This is a genomic window from Marinobacter sp. (genome assembly GCF_048269445.1).
In the GTDB taxonomy this organism is placed as follows: domain Bacteria; phylum Pseudomonadota; class Gammaproteobacteria; order Pseudomonadales; family Oleiphilaceae; genus Marinobacter.
In genome coordinates this window covers 348,235-368,371 of the sequence record NZ_JBLXIQ010000001.1, presented here as the reverse complement: position 1 = coordinate 368,371, position 20,137 = coordinate 348,235, and the positions used below count along the sequence as shown (strand labels likewise).

Sequence of the window (20,137 nt, the reverse complement as noted above, 5' to 3'; positions counted from 1 at the left end):
TAGATGACCATTCGAAACGCTGGAATCGGTCTTATTGCGTTGCTCTTGATGCTATCCGGGGGGGCGTCGGCGGCGCAGGTGTGCGCCCAAGATGCTCTTCAGCACAGTGTTTGTTTGCCGAGCCCTGCCGGCCGGATCGTCTCCCTCTCCCCCGGTGCCACCGAGCTGCTATTCTCTGCCGGCGCCGGCGACAGCGTGGTGGCCGTCAGTGCCTGGAGTGATTTCCCGGCCGAGGCTGCGGCGTTGCCTCAGGTGGGCGACAGCAACCGGCTGGATCTGGAGGCGATCGTCTCGCTGGCACCGGATCTGGTGGTGGCCTGGAGTGATGGCAACTCCCGCAGCCAGTTGGAACGGATCGCGGAGCTTGGTATCCCGGTGTTCTGGCTGGCCCCGCGCACGTTCGAGGATATTGCCCGGGCGGTTGAGGAGCTTGCTCTTTTGACGGGGCAGCCTACTGTGGGGCAAACACGAGCGGAATCTTTCCGCCAGGAAATCTCCAGCCTGGAGTCCGAGTATGCCCGCGCGCAGCCGGTCCGGGTGTTCTATCAGATCTGGGACCAACCACTGATGACCGTGAACCGGGAGGAGCTGATCAGCAAGGCCATCGAACTGTGTGGCGGCGTCAACGTATTCGGCCAGTTGCCGAGGCTGGTGCCCCGGATCAGCCGGGAAGCGGTGCTGGCCGTCAATCCGGAGGTGATTGTTACCGCCGGAGAAGCGGGCAATAGCCAATGGTTGGAGTACTGGAAGCAGTTCCCCAGCCTCACAGCCGTGTCGGCCGGTAACCTGTTCCTGGAACCACCGGATCTGCTGGCCCGGCCCACGCTTCGTATCGTGAAAGGCGCCAGACATCTGTGCCAGACCCTGGAGCAGGCCCGTGCCAATCTCTGACCCCGCTGCAGTCTCCAGCCCATTGAAGCCCCTGCTGATCCTGGTGTTGGCGAGCCTGGCGGCGGGCTTGTTGTCGGTCAGTATTGGCAGCAGCGGCACCGGTATTGACGACACCCTGAGGGTGCTGGCCGGTAGTGGCACTGACCTTCAGCAAATCGTGATCCTCGAGTTGAGGTTGCCACGCACCCTGAGCGCGTTCGCCACCGGCGGCTTGCTCGCGGTAGCTGGTGCACTCATGCAGGTGCTGCTGCGCAACCCGCTGGCGGATCCCTATGTGCTTGGCTTATCCGGCGGCGCGGCGGTTGGCGCCTTGCTGGCCATGCTGGCCGGCGTTGCGGGCTTTCTGGTATCCGGTTCCGCCTTCGCCGGCGCCATGCTGGCGACTCTGCTGGTGTTTGGCCTTGCCCATGGCAGCGGAAGCTGGACCCCCTCTCGCCTGCTGCTGACCGGTGTGGTGGTGGCCGCCGGCTGGGGCGCGGTGATCACACTTATTCTTTCCATGACACCCGCGGCCCGGCTTCCGGGCATGTTGTACTGGTTGATGGGGGATCTCTCCCACGCCGTCACCCCCTGGCCAGGGCTGGTGATTCTGGCTCTGGTCTGTCTGTTGGTGTTTCCGCTGGGGCGAACGCTGAATGTGCTGGCCCGGGGTTCCTTGCAGGCGGCTGCCCTGGGTGTGTCGGTCCGGCCTCTGGAGTGGTTTATCTATCTGATGGCCAGCCTGCTCACGGCGACCGCCGTTACCATGGCCGGAGCGGTCGGCTTTGTCGGCCTGGTGGTGCCGCACATGTTGCGGCTGGTGTTGGGCAATGATCAGCGGTTGATTCTGCCCGCCTGCGCCCTGGCAGGCGGTACCCTGCTGGTGCTGGCCGACACGCTGGCCCGGGTGGCGATCGCGCCGGAACAGCTGCCGGTGGGTGTGATCACCGCACTGATTGGAGTTCCGACTTTCCTGTATCTGCTCTACCGGAGTCGCTGATGACAACCCTGGCCACCGACGAGCTGATTATCGACATTCCCGGACGCACCCCGGGTGTGCCCCTGAACCTGTCCCTGCAGCCGGGCCAGGTCTGGGGCGTTCTGGGCCCGAATGGCGTAGGCAAAACCACGCTGTTGCACACTCTGGCCGGTCTTCGGGAGCCCCGCGGCGGCCGGCTTATATTGGACGGCCTGCCGCTGGCAGATATCCGCCGCAAACGGGTGTCGCAGCAGATGGGCCTGGTGTTCCAGGACCGGCAGGACGGGTTTCCTGCCACGGCATTGGAAACGGCCCTGATTGGCCGCCATCCCTGGTTGTCACCCTGGCAGATGGAAAGTGGTGAGGATCTGGCCATTGCCGAGCACGCCCTGGATGCGTTGGGCGTCATCCATCTGAAGGACCGGTTGGTAAACACACTCTCCGGCGGTGAACGGCAGCGGGTCGCCATCGCCACGCTGATGACCCAGGCGCCGGCAATCTGGCTGCTGGACGAGCCCACCAACCATCTGGATCTTCAACATCAAACCTCGGTGATGAAGCTGTTGCGCAGCCAGGCCACATCCCGGCGGGCAGTCTTCATGTGCCTGCACGACCTGAATCTGGCCGCCCGCTGGTGTGATCAGATCCTGCTGATGTTTCCAGATGGTCAGGCCTGCTGGGGCCCGGCCCGGGATATGCTGGTTGTCTCGGCGCTCGAGAAACTGTTTGGCCAGCGCCTGCTGTCTACTGAGCTGGACGGGTTTCCCGTTTTTGTGCCCGGCTAGCCGGGTGCTATCGCGATGGTCTACTGCTCACCTTTTATTTGGAGCTCTGTATGAGGCATGCTGAAAGACACAGGACAGATCGGATCGGCTGGCTACGGGCGGCGGTTCTTGGTGCAAACGACGGCATTGTATCTACCGCCAGCCTGGTGCTTGGTGTGGCCGCCGCCGGAACGGAAACCAAGGCTGTGTTGGTCGCAGGTGTTGCCGGTCTCGTTGCAGGCGCTATGTCGATGGCAGCGGGTGAGTACGTCTCAGTCAGCTCACAATCTGATACGGAGCAGGCCGATCTTGTCAGAGAGCGCAGAGAACTGGCTGACGCACCTGAACAAGAGCAAGCGGAGCTGGCTGAGATTTACGTCAGGCGCGGGTTGGATCCGGCACTCGCAGCCACGGTAGCAAGCCAACTGATGAAGCACGATGCTCTTGGAGCCCATGCGCGCGATGAACTTGGCATTTCGAAAATCTTAACGGCTCGTCCCATTCAGGCTGCGCTTGCGTCGGCAGGAACATTCTCGGTGGGTGCGGCTCTTCCTCTGCTTGTCGTCCTGTTGTTACCAGCTTCCATGCTTATGTGGGCTGTTCCGGGCAGCGCACTTGTGTTCCTTGCATTACTGGGCTCATTAGCAGCGAAAACAGGCGGCGCTCCAGTTCTTATAGCGGCCTTTCGGGTCACTTTTTGGGGCGCCCTGGCAATGGCTTTGACTGCTGGGGTCGGTGCGTTATTCGGAGTAGCGACTTAATCTTGCACCGCTTTGGAAACCGGGTTATTTGCACGAATTATCGCCGTAATGGCGATAGTGAAAATCTAATTTAATTATAAAATGCAACAATTTTTTCCTATTTCAGGCATAATGGTCTTCAGAAGTTGGCGAATGAGCCAGCGTTCAACCGGGAGAACACCATGAGCAAGAAACTCATAAAAGATACAGTGACTACCGCCACAATTGAGGAGCAAACCGCTGCTTTCTTAAAGTCCGGCGGGGCCATTGAGTATGTAAGCAAGGGTAAAAGCGGGCAAATTCCCTCTGCAGGATCGAAACAGATAAACCTGAAAGCTCGCTGATATGTTCGGCGCCAGGCGCCGAACCCCCAGCATTCACGCCATACGCTTCATGATCCGGTCATCGAGCAGGTACTGATGTGCCAGCGCTGCAGCCACATGCACGCCGATCATCAGCCAGAGCACGTTTGCCAGAACCTCATGGACGTCTTCGCCACTGCTTTCCAGCCATTCCACTTCCGGCCCGTGAGCAAAAACCGTCCATCCGAAGAAAGTGACTGTGTCTCCTTCCCCAAGGGCCGCAGCTAGTCCTGATAGTGGCATCAGAATCATCAGCGCGTACAAGGCGATATGTCCCCACTTTGCCACGCTGGCCCAGCGCACAGGCGGTGCAAGGCGCGACCGGTTCAGCCATCGCCAAAAGCCACGAAACACCACCAGTCCGAGCAGTGTCAGCCCGATACTCTGGTGCCAGGCCATCAACGAGGCCTCCGAGAGGGTATCTTCCAGAGCCTCGAACCACACCTCGCTGCCGAGCATGGCCAGCAGCAGGATTGCCATAATCCAGTGCACACCCCGGGAAACAGCCCCGTAGCGGCTTTCAGCGTCCATCAATGTCATCGTCAATCTCCTTGAGGATGTTGGCGAGCGCCCCTACAGGGCACTCGGCGTTGATTAGGGGATATCAGTTCTGGTGAGAGCCTCGAACCGGTGCGGCGTATTTGTTGAACTCCTGCTCCCGGATCAGGTTCTGTTCAGCGTCCCGTAGTTGCACCAGATAGGTACCGTCCTTTGTTTCATTCACAGTAACTTCCACCCCCGGACCGAATCGGCGTAGCGCCTGGCCATAAGCCATGATGCGCATTTCGTCAGTGCTGTATTGTTTGAGGTTGGCGTTCATGAGCTTGCTGTCAGTGCGGTGCTCATAACGGCTTTTTCCCCGGTCATCGTCGTCCGCGGACACCAAAAGCGGCGCTGCGCCTAGCAAAGCGGCGGCCGACAAAGCTGCAATCGTGGTGGTTTTTTTCATGACAGGACTCCTTGTTGAATAAAACCCATGACGAAATGTCATTGCTGGTTGCGAGCTATTGCACCAGGAAAACGTCGCAGAATTGTCTCGGCTGGTGGTCGAATTTGTCGCAAATTGTCTCAACAGCCTGAATTGGGATGATTTTTGACAACCTCATGCCCATCTGCCGCGATGACTCCCCTATACTCGGGGCAATGAGCATCCAGACGGAGTAACAAGTGAGCACCTCTCCCACGATTCTGGTGGTCGACGACCACCGAGACATTCGCGACCTGGTCGGTCGTTATCTGCAGGAACACGGGTTGCGTGTGTACCTGGCCGATGGTGGGGATGCCATGAAACGCCAGCTGAGAGACCACTCTGTCGACCTGGTTGTGCTGGACATCATGATGCCGGGAGACGATGGCCTGACTCTCTGCCGTTACCTGCGTGAACACACCGAGTTGCCGGTTATTCTGCTGACCGCCATGAGCGAGGAAACGGATCGCATCGTTGGCCTGGAAATGGGCGCCGACGACTACCTGACCAAACCCTTTAACCCGCGGGAGCTTCTGGCCCGCATCAAGGCGGTTCTGCGCCGCACAATCGCGCTACCGCCCCAACGCAGCCCGATGGCCGGGCAATGCCTGTCATTCGAGGGCTGGACCCTGGACGTCGACCGCCATCAACTGATCGATCCTGAAGGCGTCGAAGTGTCCCTCAGCACCGCCGAGTACAAGTTGCTGCTGGCGTTTCTGGAGCACGCCGGTCGGGTGCTGTCCCGGGATCAGCTCATGGATCTGACCCTGGGCCGGGAAGCGGACGCGTTCGATCGCAGTATCGACAACCATGTCAGCCGGCTACGACGGAAAATCGATCCGGACCCCCGCAATCCCAGGCTGATCAAGACCATCTGGGGAGGCGGCTACCAATGGATTGCCAGCGTGGCAGGGGCAGGGCAATGAGGTTGTGGCCCCGGCGTTCCGGAGGACAGCTGGCACTGTTGCTGGTCCTTGTGCTGCTGGTGGCACAGATCATCACCATCGCGATTCTGGCCGGTGAGCGCCAGGGCGCCTTGCGCAGCGCAAGCGTCGAACATGTGCTGCAACGGGTTACCGATGCCTACACCCTGCTCGACACCACAGACCCGGAGCGGCAGGAACGCATATTACGGGCACTTTCGAGCCCCTCCCTGCAGCTTTCCATCGATCCGACTGCTCATCTCACCGACGACAGGACCCCCGCGATGACGGAGCAACTGGCGACGGAGTTGGGTCTGACCCGGGAGCAGGTGCGAACCGCAATGAAAGCCGATGAGCAGGAATGTTTGCCGGGGCACGAATCGGATCAGGATGGGCATGACGAACGCGAAAAACACGACGACCATGACGAAGATGATCGAGACGAGGAACGACATGAGTGCCCGCCCACCCTGAGCGTATCCCTGGCATTGCCCTCGGGGCAGTGGGTCAACGCTCGGGCTCAGCAACCGGCGCCCTCCTGGCTCTGGCTCAAGGCAACTCTTACCAGCGTTGGCATTACTGCCATACTGCTGATTTTCACGCTGCTGCTGGCTATCCGCCACATACTGCGGCCCGTGAACGAACTGAGTAATGCCGCCCATGCCTTCGGGCGTGGAGAAAAGGTCGAGATTCCGGAGCGAGGCCCTGAAGATATCCGCGAAGTAACGCGCGCCTTCAACCAGATGCAGTATCAGGTCAGCCGCGCGCAGGAAGATAGAGGGCGGCTGCTGGCGGCCCTTGCACACGATCTTCGCACCCCCATTACTTCAATGCGGCTGCGGGTGGAAATGCTGCCTGAAGGCGAGGACAGGGATCGCCTGCTCGAGTCCCTGCAGGAGATGCAGCACCTGGCCGAAGCCACCCTTGACTTCATCCGAGGCAGCACCACCGAACAGCACCGCCGTTATGATTTGGCCACCCTGCTGGACAGCCTTTGTGGTGATCTGCAGGACATGGGGCTGGCCGTAGACTACGAGGACAGCCCACGATGCGTCCTTCAAGGACAGCCGGAAGCCGTCAAACGCGCCCTGCGCAACCTGATCGAAAATGCGGTGCACTACGGGCAGCGCGCAGAGGTGAAACTGGGCACTACCGAGAACGAGGCTGTCATTACCGTCACCGATCAGGGCCCGGGTATCCCGGAAGCGGAACGCGAACGGGTATTCGAGCCCTTCTACCGCCTGGAGCAGTCCCGCAGTCGTGAGACTGGTGGTGCTGGCCTGGGGCTGGCCATCGCACGCACCCTGATTCGTGGCATGGGCGGAGATATTCGGCTCGAGTCCGGCCCGGAAGGCCAGGGCTTGCAGGTTTCGGTCACGTTGCCCCATACCGGGCAGGCTTGATCAGAACAGAACTTCCGCACGCGCAAATCCCAGCGCATCCAGCGCCTCAACGGCAGCATCCAGAGTCGCGTAGCTACACACCTGATCATCGTCAGAGATCAGGAAAAAGCTCTTTCCTTCAATCTCCTTAAAGAGCACGACCCATTCGTGTGCATCTGAGGGGGATCGCACGATTTTCACTGAATCAACGCGGCTCTCTTCCCGAAGTGCTTTAATATCTTGTTTTTTCATCGTTTATTTTCTTTTGACGCCATCGGTCGGTCTTTATGCACTGCCAGCTCAGTCTTGCCAACTGCCAGGAGCCGGCGTGGTAAACCGTTTGATCCTGGCGGGCGGTGCGCAACTGGGCTTCATCTGCTCATCACCGAGTAAAAGATAGTTGTCCCGGTGAGCAGTTCCCAAAGGTATAGCGCCCTCTTTTGTAAAGCATTGCAACTCAATTTGATCGGCGACGATGAGGTAGCTGTCTGCGGTTTCCTTCATCCACAGCCAGGCGTTGCGGTTTTCCTGTTCAAGGCCCGTAAAAAAGCTGAAGTGCGTGAAATCGAGCCTGGAGAACAGGATGAACTGTTCCCGGAAATCAATCATGCCGAGTTGCGCATCGGCGGGAACGCTCTGCTCCGCAGCCGCGAGAATGTTGCGAGGCGTTCGCAATGGTTCCAGAACCCGGTAACCCCAGGTTGTGAAAAGCAGCCAGCTGATCATCATGGCCACGAACAGGCGCCCCAGCGCGTTTGAGCGCCAGAACACGGCAAGGCTGATCAGCCATACCAGACCCACGCTGAACACCAGCGTCCCGGCCTCATGCAGCCGTGCCGGGTCCCGACTGTAGTCCGCCACTTTTTCGACCAACCTGGGATGGTCGTTCCAGGCCATAAGGCCAACAACGATCAGAGCGGTGGCCAGCAGCAAATGCAGTGCCGTCAGAACCGCTGGAAACCAGCGGGCTGGTTGCTGAGTGCTCAGTAGCGGCGCAAGACATAGGACGAACATGGGCAATGCCGGCAAAAGATACACCCCACGCTTGCCAGGGCTGATGCTGAAAAACACCACAACCAGGGCTATCCAGATCAGCAGAACGGGAATGACCGGGTTTCGCCGGATGGCGCCCACGAGGGGACTTATCAATGCAAGTAACAGTAGTGGCAGCGGAAACCAGAGGGAGGGAATAGCATCGGTCAGGTAGTAATGCCAGGGCTGGAAATGGCCCCAGGAGTCGGCGTACCGTTCGCCGGTCTGTCTGAACAGAATGTTATTTTGGTAGGCAAGAGCCTCCTCTGTGCCCACACTGTTCACGTAGAGCACCATGGGAATCAGCCAGGCCGCAACGACGGCGATCATGACCAGCGGACCAAGCGCACAGCGCCAGGTAAGTGTGCCGGAAAAAAGCTGACGGTTCCGGAGGCTGAGTACCAGGATCGGGATAAACATGAATGCGGGCAGGAACCCGACACCCTTGGTGATTATGCCAAGGCCCATAAAAGCCCAGGCCACAAAGTACCAGCCCCAGGCCGGCCCGGTGAAAAAATGCCGGATCAGACCGTAACAGGCGACGGTAATCCAGGCTGCGACCATGGCATCAATCTGGGCCTTCTGTGCCTGAATCAGGAACTGCGGCGCCAGTAGTAACAGCAATACGGCGATGGTGCCGGTGCGCTGGTTCCACAGCCGTGTGCCAAGATCGAATACCAGACCCAGGGTTAGCAGGCTGCACAGCGCATTTGGCAACAGGAAGGCGACTTTCAGGTTGCCTGTTAACCAATAGAACAGGGCGATGCTCCACATGAAGACCGGAGGCTTGTCCGGATAGAACTCGCCCCCTCTCATGGGAATCAGCCATTGACCGGAAGCCACCATTTCCCGGGCAACCTCGGCAAAGCGAGGTTCATCGGCGGGCCACGGGGATCGCAGGCCGATACCGGTGAAAATCATCACTGCGGCAAATGCCAGCAGCACGAGCAGTAGCCGGTTCCGCGAAAGGTTGAAAAGGTAATCGGGGAGATGGCGAACGAAAGGTGATGCGGGCATGAATCGGTCTCAGGGATGATCGGAAACGGAATTGGCCAGGTTTCTTGCTCTTTGATTGTGGTAAAGCAACGCGCCAATCATGGAGGCCAGAATGAACAGCGCAACGCTCAGGATCAGCTGGTATTCGTCAGCAGCGCCAATGCCGGCGCCTGCCAGAGCGAATACCAGCATTTGCGGAAGGTATCCGAGCGTGCTGCCGGCCAGGAAGGGCAGGAAACGGATACCGGAGCAGCCGGCAACGAGATTGGTCGCCAGGTTGCTGCCCACGGGCAACAAACGGACCATAAGCACCTTCAGTAGGGTCTGCTCCTGAAACAGATCGTCAAACTGGCGCATGCGCCGGCCGAACCGGCGGGTCAGGGGTACTCGCAACAGCCATCGGGCGGTGAAGAAGCACCCAGTGGCGCCAATAGCCGCTGCCAGCGTTGATACCAGGGTACCGTTGATACCTCCGAGGGCAAAGCCGAGCACAAAGGCCAGCAGCTGTCGGGGCGCACCGATACCGGTGAAGATCGCGCCGGCCAGGGTGATAGCCAGCAGGCCCTCAATTCCATGGCTGTGCAGGTAACTGGCTACCTGGGCCCTGTCCGCAATAAAGTCGAACCAGCCATTCTGGATTGCCAGATAGCCAACCAGCGCCAGCGCGGCAAACGCCACCCAGCGGGACCAGTTGAACATATCAGAACTGCTCCGTTACCGATGCCGGGGTATCGGAATCAACGGGGTTGGCCGTAACAGGGTTGGCAATGACGGGAATACGGGTCCGGTGGAGCAGCCATAGAACGCCGAACAGATCGAGTATGCCGGCCCAGGCCCGGTTCCACGCGTTGTATTTGGAGGTGCCGGCTGTACGGGGGCGGTGGTTGACTTCCACGATCGCAATCTCTCCGCCAATACCTCGCACCAGCGCCGGGATAAACCGGTGTCCATGGTCAAACCAGGGCAGCTTGAGGAATGTGGACCGGGGGAACAACTTGAGGCCACACCCGGTGTCTGGCACGCCGTCGTGCAGCAGGGCGTCGCGCACGCGATTGGCCAGCCGTGACTGGAACCGTTTCCAGGCAGTGTCCTTGCGGTTCTTCCGATAGCCCGCAATACAGAAATCCGATGCCTGGATCGTGTTTGCCTTCTGCAGCAGTGCCGGAATGTCAGCGGGATCATTCTGGCCGTCACCATCCATTGTCACAATAAGACGGCTTCGGGCGTGCCTGATGCCCGTGGCCAGCGCGCCGCTCTGGCCAATGCTCTGTTCATGACGAACCGTGACGAGGCGACCACCAAGGGATCGAGCCGCCCGGATAGCGGTATCCAGGGTCTGGTCCCGGCTGCCATCATCCACCAGAACAACCTCGAAGCCGGGATAATCCCGCATGACACCGAAGGCTTCTGTCAGCAGGTTGGCAATGTTGTCCTGCTCATCCTTGGCCGGAATAACCAGCGACAGGGTTCTTTCCTTGCCCATCTCAAGACGTCCTCGAAAGCTGAACTTTAACGGGGCGGTTCAACATTCCCCGTCAATACGAGTAAATATGGTACGCCTTTAACCTTAATTCAATCTTAAGAGTGGCTGTTTCGAGAGGAAGAACGTGCAGGCAGCCAGATGCTGACGCATAGTCCGGGCTGACCGTCCTCCCTTGCGGCGAGGGTGAGCTGGCCTCGGTGGAGTTCTGCAATGCGGCGGGCGATGGCAAGCCCGAGCCCGGCTCCGCCACCAAGTCGCTGATCAAGCCTGACGAAACGGCTCAGAGCCCGTTCCCGCTCTTCCGTTGGAATGCCAGGGCCCTGATCACAGACGGTTATCTGGTAACCGTCGCCGGAAGGCGCGAGGTGTGTGGTAATAACGGTATGTTCGGGGCTGTACTGAATGGCATTGGCCAGCAGGGAGCGCATCAGGGTATTGATCAGGGCGCTGTGGCAGCACACCAGGGCCTGGCCTGCATCGTCTTCCAGTACCGGCTCAATATTCTTCTTCAGGGCCAGCGGTGCCACATCGGCAATGCTTTGTTCAATAATTGCCGACAGGTTGTGGTGCGCCGGGGCAAAATCGGTCCCTGCATCGATCCGGCTCAGTAACAACATTTGCTCAACCAGGTGCACCATGCGGTCCACCGACTGGATCAGGTCCTGGAACTGCTCCGGTTTGTCTGCACAGGCTTTCTCAAGATTCAGTCGCAACACCGCCAACGGTGTCCGTAGCTCATGTGCGGCATCGGCCGAAAATCGTCGCTCCCGTTCCAGCGCCTGGTTCAGCCTCCGCAGCAGGCCATTCACCGCATGTACCAGCCCTGCGACCTCCCGAGGCGCCTGGCGATCATCCAGGGGGTGGATGTTTTCCGGCGCCATATTGCGAACCGGTCTTTCCAGCTTGCGTAACGGCTGAAAGCCCAGCTGGATGGAGCCCACGACCGCAAGCGCCAGCAGGGGCAGCGCGATAAGGAAGGGCAGCACATTGCCGAGTGCAATTTCCTGACTGAGTTCGTTGCGGACATCCTCCCGCTGGGCGGTCCTTATCCAGTAACCCGTCGCCGGATCTTCCAGGGTGAAAGTACGCCACTGATAGCCGCTGACTTCCTGCCAGCTGAAACCCGGCTCCAGCCCTTGCGCGTCGTCGGCGCGCAGGGTGTCCAGAATGGGATGCTCGTCCGGGGACCACACCTCGAAGGCCAGCTTGCGTTCGTACTTGTGGCCGGCGCCATCCGGGAGAATCTCGTCGTCCTCTTCGTCACCCTGGTAAGCGCTTTCCGGTAGCTGCAGCGTTCTGGAGAGCGTTTGTGAGAGCTGCTCGACCGATTGGGTTCCGGACAGATGCTCTATCAGTCCCTGAACAATCCGTGTGCTCTGGGCGAGTTCGGCATCGAACAGTTCTTCCAGCTGGTGGTCGCTGACATAGTAACCCCAGCCGGCCGCGATCAATGTGATGATAAAAACGGTACTCGTTACCAGCAGGGTGAGCTTGCGCGTCAGGCTCATTCCGATGGCTCCCGGCTGGCTGCCTCACTGTCCAGAAGATAGCCCACGCCCCTGAGCGTGCGGATGGTGGTTTTGCCAATCCTTCGGCGCAGGTGGTGTACATGTACCTCCAGGGCATTGCTTTCGGCACCTGGCTCCCAGCCATACAACTGTTCTTCCAGCCGGCGGCGGGTGGCGACCTGGTCCGGGTGGCGCATCAGGTAATGCAGAATCTGGAATTCGCTGCGGGGCAGTGCCACCTTGTCGCCATTGATCGACAGATTCCCGGTATCCGGATGCAAGGTGAGGCGGCCAACACTTAACCCGGTGGCCGGGCTGTCTGCCCGTCCGCGCCGGGTTACGGCTCTGATCCGGGCCTTGAGTTCGGCCATGGCAAATGGTTTGGTGAGGTAATCGTCGGCACCGGCATCCAGACCCCGCAGTTTCTCGTCCAGGTCCGCCCTGGCGGTCAGGATGATAATCGGCGTCTGGTTGCCCTCTTGTCGGCAGCGCCGGACGATTTCGAGCCCGTCCACCCGGGGCAGGGTCAGATCCAGGATAGCGAGGTCAAAGTGCTCCTCTCCCAGGGCGCTTAGCGCCTGCTGGCCGTCATCCAGCCAGTCCACGGTGTTCTGGTCTTCCCGCAGCATGTCCAGCATGGTTCGGGCAAGCAGGTGGTCGTCTTCTACCAGGAGTATGCGCATCGAACGGAATCCGTTTCGGGAAAAGTGTTTAGGGTGAAAGTGTAAAGGATCTCAGCCGCTTTGCCGCTCTTTCTTCACGGGATCGGATTCGGCGGTGCGGGAGGCGTTCCGAATCAGTCGGAACACAGTGTAGCGCCGGCTGCCATCAATCGCTTCGGCCTGGGCCTGCAAGGTCTGGATCATGGACGTGTTGCGGTTATCGACCGCTAGCAGTAACGGTTTGTCGACTGTGTTCTGGGTGAGACGGAGTGCCAGAGCCTCCTGCGATAGTGAGCGGACATCCCCGTGACTGTAAAAGCGTGCCGAGAAGGGTGCGCTATTCAGGTAAAACAAGTCATCGGGAGCAACGCCGGGCAGCGCATCCACCCGTGCCACCAGTTCCCGCTCGGTTTTCAATTTGCCGGGATTCAGGGCGTACCAGGTGCCGGCTGCTGTCCCGACCACCGGAATGAACAGGGCCATTGTGAGAGCGTATTTGGGCAGGAATCGCACGTCTGTACCGGAAAGCAGGCCGGCTGTCAGTACTGCCAGGAAGGGTAGACCGGGCAGGACATAGGTCCACAGAATGTTACCGGAAAAGGTGAAAAACACCGCCGGAGTCAGGGCCGCGGCCAGGATCAGGCCGGTCAGCCCAGGCTTTTTTGGCTGCCATTGCTGGTAGTCGGTACGGCCTCCCCGCCAGCGAGTCAGCCCCCAGCCAACAAGTGCAATCAGACCCCAGGGGAAGCTGGCCAGCAACAGGTAAAGCCAGATGGTGCCCCGGGTGAAGTCGTGGGCGTCTCCGTAAAGGTCGCCCGGCCAGTCGCTGACAATGAAGCGCTTGATGTGCTCGCCCACGATGAAATAGTCAAGAAATCCGGGTGTCTTCAGTTCTGCCAGGATGTACCAGGGCAATACCAGAGTCAGCATGAGTGCTGTGCCGCGCAGCCACGGCAGGCGTTGCCAGAGTGTTTGCCACTGTCGAGTCAGGGCAGCCCAGACAAAGACTGGCAGGCCGGTCAGGACCAGTGTCAGCGGGCCTTTGGCGAGCAACCCGATGGCAAGGCCGACGAAGAACGCCCAGCCCCAAAGTGTCGAACCTTCCTGCAACCGGATGATCAGGCTGGCGATCACGAGCGTCGTCGCCAGTACCAGAAAGGAATCCGTCATTACGGTCCCCGCGCTGATGAAGCCCAGTGCTGTGGTGCTGTAAATGACTGCAGCCCAGAGCCCGCTTGCCCGGGCCGCATCGGTATCGGCTCTGGTGTGCAGAGCTCTGGTCGTGGCGTACACCAGGTAAACGATGCCCGCATTGGCGAGCCAGGAGGGCAGCCGGCCCGCGAATTCGTTAATGCCGAATAGCTTGAAGGACAATGCCTGGGCCCAGAATGATAGTGGCGGTTTGCCCCAGAATGGCACGCCGTTATCAAACCAGGGCGTGATCCAGTCACCGGTCTCGGCCATGATTCGGGCGATTTCCGCGTACCGCGGTTCGGTGGTGTCGGCAAATGGCAGGATCGCGCCTAGCCCCAGCCTTATCGCCAGAACGGAGCACAACAGCCATAGCAGGGTGTTAATTGTTCTGGTCATTGCCGGCTACCCGCAGGGTCGGTTGATAATCCTGGAGTTGGTTGTCGCTATCCTCGGCGAGGATGAAGACCGGTCGTTGTTTGGTTTCCATATAGATTCGGCCGACGTATTCACCTAGCAGGCCGACGCACAGCAGTTGGATCCCCGAGAGGAAGGTGATCATGGCGATCATGGAGGCGTAGCCAGGGGTGGAAACGCCAAGCACCAATGCCTTCAGCACTTCCCAGGTGCCGAACAGCCCGCCCGCCCCCGCGGCCAGCAGGCCCAGGATCAGGGCAATGCGAAGCGGACGGGTGGAAAACGAGGTGATGCCTTCCATGGCCAGGTGAACCAGCTTCAGGTAGTTCCACTTGGTTTTACCGGCTGCCCGGGGGTCGCGGTCAAATTCCAGGGTTACGGTGGGCATGCCAACCCAGGCAAACATGCCCTTGAGGTAGCGGTTGCGTTCCGGAAGGCGGTTGAGGGCGTCCACGGTGCGCCGGCTCATCAGCCGGAAATCACCGGTGTCCACCGGAATGGGGGCGTCACTGATGCGATTGATCAGCCGGTAGAACACGGAGGCGGTTACCTGCTTGACCCAGCTCTCACCGGTGCGGCAGCGTCGTTTCATAAGCACCACATCGGCCCCTTTGCGCCACTCGTTCACCATGTCGGGAATCAGCTCCGGCGGATCCTGGAGGTCGGCGTCTATCAGGACCACCCCGTCGCCACGGGCGTGATTCAGGCCCGCGGTCACGGCGGCCTCCTTGCCAAAATTTCGCGACAGTTGCAGTACCCGGATATCCGGGTACCGGCGTCGTGCCTGTAACAGCAGTGCGACAGAGTTGTCGCTACTGCCGTCGTCCACGAACAGCAGCTCAGTGGTAATCCCCATCTGGCGGCATACCAAAGTCAGGCGATTCAACAGGGCCGGAATAACGTCGGCCTCATTGTGAACCGGTATGACGATGCTGAGCTTGGCGTCAGGGCGTGTCATTGGTTTGTTCCTCTTGGAATACAAACTTCTCGGCAAGGAAATAGTTGGCCAGAGTCGCGACAGCTGTTGCGGCAATCTGCGAAACCATGGGCAGGCCAGTGCCGGCGTACATGGCGGTAAAGCTTGCCAGGTTCAGGCCCCATCCCAGGCCGGCGCCGGCCAGATAGCGGGAAAATGCCACCCGGTGCGGGAGGCCGGAGCGAAAGGTATAGCGGTACTGAGCAAGGTAATTGATGGCGAGCCCTACTGTGGCGCCGGTCGCTGTGGCCAGAACGGCGTCGGAGCCGGTCCAGATCAGCGCAAACATGACCGACCAGTGCATGAGTGTTGCGAAGCCGCCTCCAGTGAGGAACCGGAGCAGTCTTTTCCATCGGGCTGGCTGGATTACGGCTGATCTCATACAACGCTACTTCCTGATATCCGGAGTCCGGCAACTGCCACGGCACTTTACGCGGGCTTTCTTAAGCGAGCCTTAACCGGGAGGCCGGTAAAACCTTAAGGCCGGCTTAAGAAAACTATGGCTCGGACTTAAGGCTCGATTAAGCCTCGCTCTCTATTCTGGCAGTCATCACCAAAGGGCATCGCGCCCAAATGCTGTTGGCCCCGATGCTGTTGGAGAGAAAGCCCATGACTGACCCGCTAACGATGTCCACCTGTTGCCTACCGGATGGCCGGGATGTGGTTCCGGTCATCCGGTGTGCCGGTCGATGGTTCAGCCTGATTGCTCCGGAGACTGCCGTGGCCGATACCGTTGCCGGCTTTATCCGCCGGCGCTTTTTGCAGGCTTATGGTGCCGATCCTGCCTTGCGGATTCCGAAGCTGCTGGCCTTGACCACTGCGCAGGGCACACTGCTGGCAGCGGTCGGCGTCAGGAATGCCAGCCAGGAGAGACTGTTTCTGGAGGATTACCTGGCTGTTCCGGTGGAAACCGTGATGCCGGTTCCGGGCGTTGAGCGCCAAAAGGTCGCGGAGATTGCCCACCTGGCCGGCGTTGAAGCCGGTGTCAGCCGTTATCTGTTTGCCTCCCTGTCGGTCTGGCTGGACGGTGCCGGTTACGACTGGGTGGTGTGCACCGGCACTGATCAACTGCGCAACAGCTTCCATCGCCTGGGGATTGCCACCCAGGTTCTGGGCGATGCCGACCCTGCCCGGCTTCCGGACGGCGGTGCCGGATGGGGCCGGTATTATGATCACCACCCGGTAGTGATGGCGGTCAAGGTGTCGGATGGGCTTGCCGCTCTTCGCCAGGCGGGCCTTTTACGGTTTGTTCAGCCGGTTGTTGAGGGCACAGATCAGGCTCAGGAGGGCGCTTATGGTCGCCTTGCCTGAACTGCTCCAGCGTCAGGCGCTGGCTCACCCTTCCCGCACGGCCCTGCAGGGGCCGGATTCGGCAGTCAGTTATAGCCAGATGATGCAGGCGGCCGAAGCGCTGGCCGATCAGTTACGTCGCCTGGGAGTCCAACGTGTTGGCCTGTGCGGGGACAATTCCCTGGCCTGGATTCTGGCCGATCTCGCCTGCCTGCTGGCAGAGGTCGTGTGTGTCCCGGTGCCGGTTTTTTTCTCGAAAGCCCAGACGTCGCACTTGACCGAACGGGCCAGCCTGGATTGCCTGCTGTCCGGTGAGCAGGGTTTCGGCAGTGAGCATCTGGGTCATGGTGTCTGGCTTCGGCACCTGCCGGTAACCGGAGCCGGGGCCTGGATGCCGGAAACCACCGCCAAGATCACATTCACCTCCGGCAGTACCGGCACGCCCAAAGGGGTGTGTCTGTCCTCAGCGCAGATGACGTCGACCACACTGGCTCTGAAAGAACGGCTGGAGGGCGTGCCGCTGCAACAGCACCTGTGCATCCTGCCGCTGGCCACGCTGCTGGAGAATATTGCGGGGGTTTACCTGCCTCTGCTGATGGGCGCCACTGTCACCCTGGCTCCGCTCCAAAGCCTGGGGGTGACCGGAAGCAGCGGTTTAAATCTTGGACGCCTGGTGGCGGGCATTAACCAGAGCCAGCCGCAGTCACTGATTCTGGTGCCGGAGCTGGCCATGGCGCTTGTGGCGGCAGCCGAACAGGGACAGCTGGACCATCAGTCGTTCCGGTTCCTTGCCGTTGGCGGTGGCAGGGTGTCTCCGGACCTGCTGGCCCGTGGCCGTGCTGTCGGACTGCCGCTCTACGAGGGCTACGGCTTGTCGGAATGCAGTTCGGTGGTTGCCCTCAACGTACCTGGTGATGAACGCGAAGGCGCCGTTGGCAAGCCGCTCTCCCACGTTGATGTGATGGTGGATTCAGACCACCACATTCTGATCCGTGGCAATACCCATCTGGGCTATCTGGGCGATGAACCCGAAGGGGAGGAGTGGCTGGATACCGGGGATCTGGGGCGTCTCAGTCCAGAAGGATTTCTGACCGTGAATGGTCGTGCCAAGAATCTTCTGATTACCAGTTTTGGCCGCAACTTAAGCCCGGAATGGCTGGAGAGTGAACTGATCCAGGGCCTGGGCGCCCAGCAGGCGGTGGTATTTGGAGACGGCGATCCGAACCCCAGCGCGCTGGTGGTGATCCGGGATGGCCGCTCGCCGGACCAGTTACGATCTGCGCTGACCGCGCTCAATGCCGGGCTGCCCGACTATGCACGGCTGGAGGCACTCTACATTCGCCGGCAGCTCCTGACCCAGGCCGCCGGTCACCTCACCACAAACGGCCGGCCGGTACGCCACAAAATTCAGGCCGACCTGCCGACACTGATTGCAGACAGTTTTCAGATTTTCACGAACTTATCGATTGATTGTTCAGCTTCATCCAACACGCCAGGAGAATCTCACATGGCTTTTTTTGACAGATTGCAGCAGGAAACAGCAGAAGCTCGGGCACACGTCACCGGCGCGCCGGTGGTCAGGGCGATTGCCGAGGGGCGTTTCAGTCTTGAGGCTTACACCTGGTTTCTGACCCAGGCCTTCCACCACGTCAAGCACACGGTTCCCCTGATGATGGCCTGCGGCGCCCGATTGCCGGAGCGGATGGAATTCGTCCGTAAGGCACTGGTTGAGTACATCGACGAGGAATATGGCCACCACGAGTGGATCCTGAATGACCTGGAAGCTTGCGGTGCGGACAAGAAAGCAATTCGCAACGGTAAGCCGGACCTGTCCATCGAGCTCATGGTCTCGTACCTGTACGACCAGATTAACCGGGGCAATCCTGCCACGTTCTTCGGGATGGTTCAGGTGCTTGAAGGCACTTCCATTGAACTGGCGACACCGCTGGGTGAGCAGATTCAGAAGCTGTTGGGTCTTCCCGATGAGGCATTCAGCTATCTGTATTCCCATGGTGCCCTGGACCAGGAACATTTCGAGTTTTTCCGCAACCTGATGAACGACATCACAGACCCGGACGACCAGCAAGCCATTATTGATGCTGCCCGCGTGGTGTACCGGCTCTATGGCGACATGCTGCACAACATACCGCTGCCGGCGAGCCGCAAGGAGCAAAATCATGAGGCTGCATGACCGGGTGTTCCTCCTGCTGGGTGGCACCGGGGGGATTGGCAAGGCCCTGGTGGATCCGCTGGTGCGCGCGGGATCGAGGGTGATTGTGGCTTCCCGGCACCCGGAAAGGCTCGAACACCGCGAAGGTGTGTCGGTGGTACACCTGGATCTGGCGGCCGCCGATCTCGACAAGCAGTTGTTGCGTTTGAGTGAAGCCTACCCGGATATCGACGGGGTGATCCACTGTGCCGGCCAGAATCGCTTTGCCGGGCTCGCCGCCATGGATGTCAGTGAACTGGACGCCCAGCTAACGGTGAACCTTCGCTCTGCCATTCTGGTGGCCAGGCATTTTGCTCCCAGATTCGAGAAGGCCGGGAGTGGTGCTCTGGTGTTTGTCGGGTCCACCTTTGGCAGCATCGGTTTCCCCGGCTATACCGCCTACTGCGCCACAAAGTTCGGTCTGCGCGGTTTCACCGAGGCACTGCGCCGGGAACTGGCGGATACCGCCGTTCAGGTGATTTACGTGGCGCCCCGGGCCACCGCGACAGAAATGAATCCGGAAGAAGTGAACGAGCTTAACCGGGCCCTTGGCAACAGCGTCGACACACCGGCATCGGTGGCATCGGAGATTCTGGAAGCCATGGAGAACGATGACCGCCGCCGGTTCCTTGGCTGGCCGGAGAAGCTGTTCATAGTCATCAACGGCGTACTCCCGCGCATCGTCGATAAAGCCATGCTCAAGCAACTGCCGATCATACGACGGTTTCTCAATTCAGGAGTATTGTCATGAAGTGGATGGTTCTGATGATGGCCTGGGTGGCCGCCATGCCCCTCTGGGCCGCCGATCTTGAAACCGAACTGGCGGACATTCAGCAACGCTGGGCGGAAATTCAATACCAGTTGCCGGAAAACCAGCAGGAGAAGGCCTTCGAGGGCCTTGCGACCGAGGCTGAAGCGTTTGTTGCCCGGTACCCCGATCGTGCCGAGCCCCTGATCTGGCAGGGTATTGTCCTGAGCACCTATGCCGGCGCCAAGGGTGGACTCGGGGCTCTCGGGCTGGTCAAGGATGCCCGCAAGTCACTGGAAGCCGCGTTGGCCATAGATGATGGCTCTCTCGACGGCTCTGCCTATACCTCCCTCGGCAGTCTCTACTATCAGGTGCCCGGCTGGCCTCTGGGCTTCGGCGATGATGACAAAGCCCGGAGTTACCTTCGAAAGGCGCTGGCCATCAACCCCGATGGCATAGATGCCAATTATTTCTTCGGTGATTTTCTGCTGGAGCAGGGAGAGACTGAGCGTGCTAAAACGTACCTCCGAAAAGTCCTGCAAGCGCCTGGCAGACCCGGTCGGGATCTTGCGGATGCCGGTCGCCGTAAAGAAGCCAAAGAGCGTCTGGACGCCCTCTGATCAGGTGGTACCGCCGGG

At 59.9% G+C, this 20,137-nt stretch carries 22 protein-coding genes; 11 read left to right on the top strand and 11 right to left on the bottom strand.

The window, feature by feature from the left end:
- Window positions 1-3: 3 nt before the first annotated feature.
- The 5 genes from ACN0XM_RS01760 (at window position 4) to ACN0XM_RS01740 (ending at window position 3,697) form a co-directional block, all read left to right on the top strand.
- Entirely contained in the window at window positions 4-891 is an 888-nt protein-coding gene (locus tag ACN0XM_RS01760; RefSeq protein WP_417565192.1) for a cobalamin-binding protein, read from the top strand.
- Entirely contained in the window at window positions 878-1,870 is a 993-nt protein-coding gene (locus ACN0XM_RS01755; RefSeq protein ID WP_417565191.1) for a FecCD family ABC transporter permease, read from the top strand. Before ACN0XM_RS01760 ends, ACN0XM_RS01755 begins: the two co-directional genes overlap by 14 nt.
- The gene (locus tag ACN0XM_RS01750; protein WP_417565190.1) at window positions 1,870-2,634 is read left to right on the top strand and encodes an ABC transporter ATP-binding protein; all 765 of its coding nucleotides are present in this window, start codon (window positions 1,870-1,872) and stop codon (window positions 2,632-2,634) included. The genes ACN0XM_RS01755 and ACN0XM_RS01750 overlap by 1 nt, the downstream gene beginning before the upstream one ends.
- A 50-nt stretch (window positions 2,635-2,684) precedes the next feature.
- Window positions 2,685-3,374, top strand: coding sequence for a VIT1/CCC1 transporter family protein (locus ACN0XM_RS01745; protein WP_417565189.1), 690 nt, complete (start codon window positions 2,685-2,687; stop codon window positions 3,372-3,374).
- 161 nt (window positions 3,375-3,535) lie between these two features.
- A complete protein-coding gene (locus tag ACN0XM_RS01740) occupies window positions 3,536-3,697 on the top strand; it encodes a hypothetical protein (RefSeq protein WP_417565188.1) in 162 nt (53 codons plus the stop codon).
- Window positions 3,698-3,730: 33 nt separating this feature from the next.
- On the opposite strand, the gene ACN0XM_RS01735 is transcribed toward ACN0XM_RS01740, so the two are convergent.
- Together ACN0XM_RS01735 and ACN0XM_RS01730 are read right to left on the bottom strand one after the other, a co-directional pair.
- Window positions 3,731-4,255: a cytochrome b gene (locus ACN0XM_RS01735; protein WP_417565187.1), complete on the bottom strand. Its 525-nt coding sequence runs from the start codon at window positions 4,253-4,255 to the stop codon at window positions 3,731-3,733.
- 64 nt (window positions 4,256-4,319) lie between these two features.
- The gene (locus ACN0XM_RS01730; RefSeq protein ID WP_417565186.1) at window positions 4,320-4,664 is read right to left on the bottom strand and encodes a hypothetical protein; all 345 of its coding nucleotides are present in this window, start codon (window positions 4,662-4,664) and stop codon (window positions 4,320-4,322) included.
- A 218-nt stretch (window positions 4,665-4,882) separates the two neighbouring features.
- On the opposite strand from ACN0XM_RS01730, the gene ACN0XM_RS01725 reads away from it, so the two are divergent.
- Both ACN0XM_RS01725 and ACN0XM_RS01720 read left to right on the top strand, forming a co-directional pair.
- A complete protein-coding gene (locus ACN0XM_RS01725) occupies window positions 4,883-5,608 on the top strand; it encodes a response regulator (RefSeq protein WP_099618037.1) in 726 nt (241 codons plus the stop codon).
- On the top strand, window positions 5,605-7,008 hold the full coding sequence (locus ACN0XM_RS01720; RefSeq protein ID WP_417565185.1) for a sensor histidine kinase: 1,404 nt from the start codon (window positions 5,605-5,607) through the stop codon (window positions 7,006-7,008). Before ACN0XM_RS01725 ends, ACN0XM_RS01720 begins: the two co-directional genes overlap by 4 nt.
- On the opposite strand, the gene ACN0XM_RS01715 is transcribed toward ACN0XM_RS01720, so the two are convergent.
- The 9 genes from ACN0XM_RS01715 to ACN0XM_RS01675 form a co-directional block, all read right to left on the bottom strand.
- On the bottom strand, window positions 7,009-7,239 hold the full coding sequence (locus tag ACN0XM_RS01715; protein WP_417565184.1) for a hypothetical protein: 231 nt from the start codon (window positions 7,237-7,239) through the stop codon (window positions 7,009-7,011).
- Between the two features lie 48 nt (window positions 7,240-7,287).
- A complete protein-coding gene (locus ACN0XM_RS01710; protein ID WP_417565183.1) occupies window positions 7,288-9,036 on the bottom strand; it encodes an ArnT family glycosyltransferase in 1,749 nt (582 codons plus the stop codon).
- A 9-nt stretch (window positions 9,037-9,045) separates the two neighbouring features.
- Window positions 9,046-9,714: a TVP38/TMEM64 family protein gene (locus ACN0XM_RS01705; RefSeq protein ID WP_417565182.1), complete on the bottom strand. Its 669-nt coding sequence runs from the start codon at window positions 9,712-9,714 to the stop codon at window positions 9,046-9,048.
- 1 nt (window position 9,715) lies between these two features.
- On the bottom strand, window positions 9,716-10,498 hold the full coding sequence (locus tag ACN0XM_RS01700; protein WP_417565181.1) for a glycosyltransferase family 2 protein: 783 nt from the start codon (window positions 10,496-10,498) through the stop codon (window positions 9,716-9,718).
- 95 nt (window positions 10,499-10,593) lie between these two features.
- The gene (locus tag ACN0XM_RS01695) at window positions 10,594-12,006 is read right to left on the bottom strand and encodes an ATP-binding protein (protein ID WP_417565180.1); all 1,413 of its coding nucleotides are present in this window, start codon (window positions 12,004-12,006) and stop codon (window positions 10,594-10,596) included.
- The gene (locus tag ACN0XM_RS01690) at window positions 12,003-12,689 is read right to left on the bottom strand and encodes a response regulator transcription factor (RefSeq protein ID WP_417565179.1); all 687 of its coding nucleotides are present in this window, start codon (window positions 12,687-12,689) and stop codon (window positions 12,003-12,005) included. Before ACN0XM_RS01690 ends, ACN0XM_RS01695 begins: the two co-directional genes overlap by 4 nt.
- A 51-nt stretch (window positions 12,690-12,740) precedes the next feature.
- On the bottom strand, window positions 12,741-14,258 hold the full coding sequence (locus ACN0XM_RS01685; protein WP_417565178.1) for an ArnT family glycosyltransferase: 1,518 nt from the start codon (window positions 14,256-14,258) through the stop codon (window positions 12,741-12,743).
- A complete protein-coding gene (locus ACN0XM_RS01680; RefSeq protein ID WP_417565177.1) occupies window positions 14,242-15,234 on the bottom strand; it encodes a glycosyltransferase family 2 protein in 993 nt (330 codons plus the stop codon). The genes ACN0XM_RS01685 and ACN0XM_RS01680 overlap by 17 nt, the downstream gene beginning before the upstream one ends.
- A complete protein-coding gene (locus ACN0XM_RS01675; RefSeq protein ID WP_417565176.1) occupies window positions 15,221-15,634 on the bottom strand; it encodes a GtrA family protein in 414 nt (137 codons plus the stop codon). Before ACN0XM_RS01675 ends, ACN0XM_RS01680 begins: the two co-directional genes overlap by 14 nt.
- A 227-nt stretch (window positions 15,635-15,861) precedes the next feature.
- On the opposite strand from ACN0XM_RS01675, the gene ACN0XM_RS01670 reads away from it, so the two are divergent.
- From ACN0XM_RS01670 to ACN0XM_RS01655, 4 genes are read left to right on the top strand one after another with little or no spacing between them, the layout of a single operon-like run.
- Entirely contained in the window at window positions 15,862-16,563 is a 702-nt protein-coding gene (locus ACN0XM_RS01670) for a thermostable hemolysin (RefSeq protein ID WP_417565175.1), read from the top strand.
- Window positions 16,547-18,733, top strand: a complete 2,187-nt coding sequence (locus ACN0XM_RS01665) for an AMP-binding protein (protein WP_417565174.1) — start codon at window positions 16,547-16,549, stop codon at window positions 18,731-18,733. The genes ACN0XM_RS01670 and ACN0XM_RS01665 overlap by 17 nt, the downstream gene beginning before the upstream one ends.
- Entirely contained in the window at window positions 18,720-19,502 is a 783-nt protein-coding gene (locus ACN0XM_RS01660) for an SDR family oxidoreductase (RefSeq protein ID WP_417565173.1), read from the top strand. Before ACN0XM_RS01665 ends, ACN0XM_RS01660 begins: the two co-directional genes overlap by 14 nt.
- Entirely contained in the window at window positions 19,499-20,119 is a 621-nt protein-coding gene (locus tag ACN0XM_RS01655; RefSeq protein ID WP_417565172.1) for a tetratricopeptide repeat protein, read from the top strand. Before ACN0XM_RS01660 ends, ACN0XM_RS01655 begins: the two co-directional genes overlap by 4 nt.
- The last annotated feature ends 18 nt before the right edge of the window (window positions 20,120-20,137 follow it).

What these genes read in the sequence shown, in the direction of transcription:
- ACN0XM_RS01760 (WP_417565192.1), top strand. Translation starts at nt 4, where the DNA reads ATGACCATTCGAAACGCTGGAATCGGTCTTATTGCGTTGCTCTTGATG.
- ACN0XM_RS01750 (WP_417565190.1), top strand. Translation starts at nt 1,870, where the DNA reads ATGACAACCCTGGCCACCGACGAGCTGATTATCGACATTCCCGGACGC.
- ACN0XM_RS01745 (WP_417565189.1), top strand. Translation starts at nt 2,685, where the DNA reads ATGAGGCATGCTGAAAGACACAGGACAGATCGGATCGGCTGGCTACGG.
- ACN0XM_RS01740 (WP_417565188.1), top strand. Translation starts at nt 3,536, where the DNA reads ATGAGCAAGAAACTCATAAAAGATACAGTGACTACCGCCACAATTGAG.
- ACN0XM_RS01735 (WP_417565187.1), bottom strand. Translation starts at nt 4,255, where the DNA reads ATGACATTGATGGACGCTGAAAGCCGCTACGGGGCTGTTTCCCGGGGT.
- ACN0XM_RS01730 (WP_417565186.1), bottom strand. Translation starts at nt 4,664, where the DNA reads ATGAAAAAAACCACCACGATTGCAGCTTTGTCGGCCGCCGCTTTGCTA.
- ACN0XM_RS01720 (WP_417565185.1), top strand. Translation starts at nt 5,605, where the DNA reads ATGAGGTTGTGGCCCCGGCGTTCCGGAGGACAGCTGGCACTGTTGCTG.
- ACN0XM_RS01715 (WP_417565184.1), bottom strand. Translation starts at nt 7,239, where the DNA reads ATGAAAAAACAAGATATTAAAGCACTTCGGGAAGAGAGCCGCGTTGAT.
- ACN0XM_RS01710 (WP_417565183.1), bottom strand. Translation starts at nt 9,036, where the DNA reads ATGCCCGCATCACCTTTCGTTCGCCATCTCCCCGATTACCTTTTCAAC.
- ACN0XM_RS01705 (WP_417565182.1), bottom strand. Translation starts at nt 9,714, where the DNA reads ATGTTCAACTGGTCCCGCTGGGTGGCGTTTGCCGCGCTGGCGCTGGTT.
- ACN0XM_RS01700 (WP_417565181.1), bottom strand. Translation starts at nt 10,498, where the DNA reads ATGGGCAAGGAAAGAACCCTGTCGCTGGTTATTCCGGCCAAGGATGAG.
- ACN0XM_RS01695 (WP_417565180.1), bottom strand. Translation starts at nt 12,006, where the DNA reads ATGAGCCTGACGCGCAAGCTCACCCTGCTGGTAACGAGTACCGTTTTT.
- ACN0XM_RS01690 (WP_417565179.1), bottom strand. Translation starts at nt 12,689, where the DNA reads ATGCGCATACTCCTGGTAGAAGACGACCACCTGCTTGCCCGAACCATG.
- ACN0XM_RS01685 (WP_417565178.1), bottom strand. Translation starts at nt 14,258, where the DNA reads ATGACCAGAACAATTAACACCCTGCTATGGCTGTTGTGCTCCGTTCTG.
- ACN0XM_RS01680 (WP_417565177.1), bottom strand. Translation starts at nt 15,234, where the DNA reads ATGACACGCCCTGACGCCAAGCTCAGCATCGTCATACCGGTTCACAAT.
- ACN0XM_RS01675 (WP_417565176.1), bottom strand. Translation starts at nt 15,634, where the DNA reads ATGAGATCAGCCGTAATCCAGCCAGCCCGATGGAAAAGACTGCTCCGG.
- ACN0XM_RS01670 (WP_417565175.1), top strand. Translation starts at nt 15,862, where the DNA reads ATGACTGACCCGCTAACGATGTCCACCTGTTGCCTACCGGATGGCCGG.
- ACN0XM_RS01665 (WP_417565174.1), top strand. Translation starts at nt 16,547, where the DNA reads ATGGTCGCCTTGCCTGAACTGCTCCAGCGTCAGGCGCTGGCTCACCCT.
- ACN0XM_RS01660 (WP_417565173.1), top strand. Translation starts at nt 18,720, where the DNA reads ATGAGGCTGCATGACCGGGTGTTCCTCCTGCTGGGTGGCACCGGGGGG.
- ACN0XM_RS01655 (WP_417565172.1), top strand. Translation starts at nt 19,499, where the DNA reads ATGAAGTGGATGGTTCTGATGATGGCCTGGGTGGCCGCCATGCCCCTC.